Source organism: Mesorhizobium sp. M4A.F.Ca.ET.050.02.1.1, assembly GCF_003997725.1.
GTDB lineage: Bacteria > Pseudomonadota > Alphaproteobacteria > Rhizobiales > Rhizobiaceae > Mesorhizobium.
Window position 1 is genome coordinate 1 of sequence record NZ_RZSG01000409.1, and the last position, 5,382, is coordinate 5,382.

3 protein-coding genes are annotated in these 5,382 nt (G+C 64.9%); 1 reads left to right on the forward strand and 2 read right to left on the reverse strand.

Translation table 11 applies throughout. From position 1 onward, the window contains the following. Both EOA33_RS22985 and EOA33_RS22990 read right to left on the reverse strand, forming a co-directional pair. A partial coding sequence (locus EOA33_RS22985) for a YciI family protein (RefSeq protein ID WP_127406665.1) occupies positions 1 to 318 on the reverse strand: 318 nt, incomplete at its 3' end. Positions 319 to 466: 148 nt separating this feature from the next. Continuing rightward, on the reverse strand, positions 467 to 1,054 hold the full coding sequence (locus EOA33_RS22990; protein WP_127406666.1) for a peroxidase-related enzyme: 588 nt from the start codon (positions 1,052 to 1,054) through the stop codon (positions 467 to 469). Positions 1,055 to 1,193: 139 nt separating this feature from the next. Here EOA33_RS22990 and EOA33_RS22995 point away from each other — a divergent pair. Continuing rightward, positions 1,194 to 5,382: NAD-glutamate dehydrogenase (locus EOA33_RS22995; RefSeq protein ID WP_145989244.1), on the forward strand; the 4,189-nt coding region annotated here is incomplete at its 3' end.

Here is a 5,382-nt window from a genome sequence, read left to right on the forward strand (position 1 = left end):
CATCTCGATGATAGGCGCGATCTCGACGCTGAAGGCGGGATTCATCAGGATCGGGCAATCCTTGGCTTTGGCGACGGCATCGTCGATATCCCTGGCTTCGACGACGGTGTAGCCGGCGGTCGGATTGCTGCCGCCATTGTTCTCGACCTTGCCGCTGGGCAGCACCGTTTTCGACATGCCGACCGGATTGCCGCCGTCGACCACGGCCGAGCCGAGCTTGCCGTACCAGCCGTTCCAGGCATCCATCGCCGCCTTCCGCTCGGCTTCGTCGGTCGGCATCTTGCCGGAGCCGTGATAGACATAGAGAAACTTCGCCATGTTCTCCTCCCTTGATCGGCGGCAGCGAACCGGCATGCGGCCGTGCCGCTAGCGACATGCGGCTATGCCGCAATCGTTGATCATCGGACCAAAACAGCGAAGAAGCAATGCGAATGCGCGATGCCAATAACTGAGGTGACCAGCCCGGCTATCTTGCCATGGCGTGGTATTCATCGTTCGGTCGCATGTCGACGGCCGCGGCCACGCGGTTCGACATGTTGAAGAAGGCGGCGGTCGAGGCGATGTCCCAGATGTCGCGGTCGGAAAAGCCGGCCTTGCGCAAGGCGGCGCGGTCCGCCTCGATGATCTTCGCCGGTTCCTCCGTCAGCTTGACGGCGAATTCGAGCATCGCGGTCTGCTTGGGTGAGAGGTCGGCGGCGCGGAAATTCATCGCCATCATCTCGCCGAGGGAAGGATCGCCCGAAAGCTGGCGCACCGCCGCGCCATGCGCGGTCAGGCAATAGTAGCAATGGTTGATCGAGGAGACGACGACGGCGATCATCTCGCGCTCCAGCTTCGACAGGCCGGACTCGCCCAGCATCAAATCGTTGTACATGTCGGTGAAGGCGCGCAGCTTCTTCTCGTCGAAGGCATAGGCTTTCAGCACATTGGGCACCAGGCCGAGCTTTTCCTCGCATTTGACGAAATAGGCTTTCGTCGCCTCGCTGAGTTCAGCCTGGGCGAGGTCGAGCGCGGTGATCTTGCCGGTGGTTTTGGCGGTCTTCCTGGCGCTCATTGGGCTCGTCCTTCTCATTCGCTGCCGATTTGCGATCAAAATCCCGAAGAATCTTTGCAAGCCGTCAAACCTTTGTCGCCAAATGGCGGTCATCTGCTACCATAATCGCAAAAGCATGTGACGGGAGGGACTTCGCATCATGGCCAGCCTCAAAACCGCAAGCCAGCCGAAAAAGACGGTTCCAGCAAAGGGAGGCGCGGCGAAGGGCGGCGAGAGACCAGGCCGGCTTGCCGACTACCTTCTGGCTCGCGCGCCGGCGGAAGACGTCGCTGCCTATGAGGTCGCCGACCTCGAGCGCGCCGCCGACCTCGCCGGCCGCGCCATCGCCAGGCACAAGAAGGGCGACTCGATCGTCGCCATCGACACCGAGTCCGGCGTGGCGCGCCAGGGCCGGCCGGTGACGGTGATCACCGTCGTCAACGACAACATGCCGTTCCTGTTCGATTCCATCCTCGGTGAGATCACCGAGACCGCCGGCGAGCCGTTGCTGGTCACCCATCCCGTCGTCGCCGTCAGGCACGGCAAGGGCGGCGTGGAGGAGATCCTCGGCGATGGCGGATACGCCAAGGACGACGGCAGCCACGACCGGCTGAGCGTCGTGCATGTCCACATCGGGCGCCTTTCCGCCGAACTGGCCGACGCGCTGGCCGGGCATTTGAAGAAGCTGCTGGTCCAGGTGCGCGCCGCCGTCACCGACTGGAAGCCGATGCTTGCCCGCCTCGACCAGGCGATCTCGGAATTCCGCTACGCGCCGGTGCCGCTCGACAAGGCGCATGTCACCGAGGCGATTGCCTTCCTCGAATGGCTGCGCGACGACAATTTCACCTTCCTCGGCATGCGCGAGTTCAAATACACCGGCGGCGAAAAGAGCGGCACGCTGGAGCGCGCCGACAAGCCAGGGCTCGGCATCCTCTCCGACCCGGATGTTCTGGTGCTGAGGCGTGGTACCGAAGCGGTGACGACGACGCCCGAAATCCGCGCCTTCCTGCATGGGCCGGAGCCACTGATCGTCACCAAGGCCAACGCCAAGTCTGCGGTGCACCGGCGCATCTATCTCGACTACATCGGCGTCAAGACCTACACCGCCAAGGGCACGCTTTCCGGCGAATTGCGCATCGTCGGCCTGTTCACCTCGACCGCCTACACGCGCTCGGTGATGAAGATCCCCTATCTGCGTTCCAAGGCCGAGACCATCATCGCCAAATCCGGCTTCAATCCGAACGACCATTCCGGCAAGGCGCTGATCAACGTGCTGGAAAGCTACCCGCGCGACGAGCTGTTCCAGGTCCCGGTGCCGATCTTGAGGAAGCATGCCGAGGCGATCCTCGGCCTGATCGAGCGGCCGCGCGTCAGGGCACTGGTGCGCGTCGACCAGTTCGACCGTTTCGTCTCGATCCTCGTCTTCGTGCCGCGCGACCGCTACGACAGCGTCGCGCGCGAGAAGATCGGCACCTACCTCAAGACCGTCTTCGCGGGCCGGCTGTCGGCCTACTATCCGGCCTTCCCCGAGGGCGGGCTGGCGCGCGTCCACTTCATCATCGGCCGCTCCGGCGGCAAGACGCCGAAGGTCGAGCAGGCAACGATCGAGGCGGCGATCCGCGACATCGTGCGCACCTGGGACGATGCGCTGCGCGAGACCGCGGCCGAAACCGGCACGGAGAGAGCGCTGACGGCAATCGCAGCGCGCTTCTCCGAAAGCTACCGCGACAGCTTCTCTCCGGCGGTGGCACTGGCCGATGCCGGGCGCATCGCCAAAATCAGCGCGGCCAATCCGATAGCTATCGACTACTACCGCCACGCCGATCAGAAGCCGAATCAGGCGGCGCTGAAGATCTATCACCACGGCAGCCCGGTGGCGCTGTCGCGGCGGGTGCCGGTTCTGGAGAACATCGGCTTCCGCGTCATCAGCGAGCGCACATTCGAGGTCGGCGAGGACCCGTCCAGCATGGTCTTCATCCACGACATGGAGCTGGAGAACAGCTACGGTAAGCCGATCGACCTTTCCGGCGGCGGCGGGCTTTTCGAGGATGCGTTCCTGTCGGTCTGGCGCGGCGACGTCGACAATGACGGCTACAATGGCCTTGCCCAGACGGCCGGCCTGTGGTCGGGCGAGATCACCATCCTGCGCGCCTATGGGCGCTACCTGCAGCAGGCCGGCATTCCGCAGAGCCAGGATTTCATCGCAGCCGCGCTCAACCGCTATCCCGACATCGCGCGCGGCCTGCATGCGCTGTTCGTCGCCCGCCTCGGGCCGGCGGCCGACACGGAAGGCGTGGTGGCGGCCAAGCATCTCAAGGCCAAGATCAAGGATGCGCTGGAGGAGGTGCCCAATATCGATGACGACACCATCATCCGCCGCTACCTCAATCTAATCGAAGCGTCGCTGCGCACCAATCATTTCGTTGCCGGAACGAAGGAGCGAGGGCAGTCGCTGGCGATCAAGCTCGATTCGCAGGCGGTCGACGGCTTGCCGGCGCCGCGGCCGTGGCGCGAGATCTTCGTCTATGGTTCCGAGGTCGAGGGCGTGCATCTGCGCTTCGGCCCGGTCGCACGTGGTGGCCTGCGCTGGTCGGACCGCGCCCAGGACTACCGCACCGAGGTGCTGGGCCTGGTCAAGGCGCAACAGGTCAAGAACGCCGTCATCGTGCCGGTCGGCGCCAAGGGCGGTTTCTATCCGAAGCGTCTGCCCGTCGGCGGCAGCCGCGACGCCATCTTCGAGGCCGGCACCTCGGCCTACAAAAACTATGTCTCCAGCCTTTTGTCGATCACTGACAATATCGGCATAGACGGCGTCATCCCGCCGGCCGGCGTGGTCCGGCGCGATCCTGACGATCCCTATTTCGTCGTCGCCGCCGACAAGGGCACGGCGACCTTCTCCGACACCGCCAACGCGATCTCCGAGAAGCACGGCTTCTGGCTGGACGATGCCTTCGCCAGCGGCGGCTCGGCCGGCTACGACCACAAGAAGATGGGCATCACCGCCAAAGGCGCCTGGGAAGCGGTCAAGCGGCACTTCAGCGAGATGAACCGCGACATCCAGACCTCGCCCTTCACCGTCGTCGGAGTCGGCGACATGTCGGGCGACGTGTTCGGCAACGGGATGCTGTTGTCGCCGCAGACGCGGCTGATCGCCGCCTTCGACCATCGCGACATCTTCATCGATCCCGATCCGGACATGGCGGCGTCGATGGCCGAGCGGGAGCGCATGTTCGCGCTGCCACGCTCGTCCTGGCAGGACTACGACAAGTCGAAACTGTCGCAAGGCGGCGTCATCGTCTCGCGCAATCAGAAGTCGATCACGCTGCCACCGGCGGCCGCCGCCGCGATCGGGCTTGGCAAGACCACCGCGACGCCAGTCGAGATCATGAATGCCATCCTCAAGGCGCCTGTCGACCTGCTGTGGTTCGGCGGCATCGGCACCTATCTCAGGGCTTCGACCGAAACCAACGCCGATGTCGGCGACCGCGCCAACGACGCCATCCGCGTCACCGCGCTCGACGTGCGCGCCAAAGTCATCGGCGAGGGCGCCAATCTCGGCGTCACGCAGCGGGCACGCATCGAATTCGGGCTTGCCGGCGGCCGCTGTAATTCCGACGCCATCGACAATTCCGCCGGCGTCAACTGCTCCGACGTCGAGGTCAACATCAAGATCGCGCTGGCATCGGCCATGCGCAAAGGCCAGCTAGCCCGGCCGGCGCGCAACAAATTGCTCTCGGAGATGACCGGCGAGGTCGGCGGGCTGGTGCTGTCCAACAACTACCAGCAGACGCTGGCGCTCTCGATCGCCCGCAAGCGTGGGCTGGCCGACATCGCGCATCAGAGCCGCTTCATGACGGCGCTGGAGGCGCGGGGCCTGCTCAACCGTGCGGTCGAGACGCTGCCATCCCCGGCGGCCCTTGCCGAGCGCGAGGCGCGTGGCGAGCCGTTGACCCGGGCCGAACTCGGTGTGCTGCTGGCCTATGCCAAGATCGTGCTGTTCTCCGACATCGTCGCCAGCGACGTGCCTGACGATCCGCATTTCGAGCGCGATCTGCTTGGCTATTTCCCGGACCGGATGGCGAAGAAATACGCCGCCGAGATCGACGGCCACCGGCTGCGCCGCGAGATCATCGCCCGCGTGGTCGCCAACGACCTCGTCAATCGCGGCGGACCGTCCTTCGTGAACCGGCTGCAGGAGGCCACCGGACGCACCGCCGCCGACGTGGTGCGCACCTTTGCCGTGGTGCGCGACGGCTTCGCGCTGCCGGCGCTCTATCGCGAGATCGACGCGCTCGACAACCAGATCGACGGCCAAGTGCAGCTCGATCTCTATCAGGCAGTTAGCCGGA